Source organism: Parendozoicomonas verongulae, assembly GCF_009711465.1.
Taxonomy (GTDB): Bacteria; Pseudomonadota; Gammaproteobacteria; order Pseudomonadales; family Endozoicomonadaceae; genus Sansalvadorimonas; species Sansalvadorimonas verongulae.
Map to the genome: position 1 here is coordinate 1,387 of NZ_SMME01000615.1, position 214 is coordinate 1,600.

A 214-nucleotide genomic window follows, 5' to 3' on the forward strand; every position below is an offset into this window, starting at 1 on the left:
TACTAAGGCTGGCTTGGGCACCTATACCGAGCCTGAAGCTCCCAGCGCCGATACATCATCACTCACCAAAAAAGAGCTGCAGCGTAAGCAGGAACAGCTCGATGCCGCCAAGGCCGAACTGGAAGAAGCCCAAAAGCAGCAGATCAACATCCTCCAGGAGCTACAGCACCAGAAAGAAAAGGCGGATGAGTTCCAGCAGCGCATGGAGCAGCTT

The 214-nt window shown here is 54.7% G+C and carries 1 protein-coding gene; it reads left to right on the forward strand.

What is annotated here, in order from left to right:
- Nucleotides 1-214: hypothetical protein (locus tag E1189_RS23055; protein WP_230460014.1), on the forward strand; the 214-nt coding region annotated here is incomplete at both ends.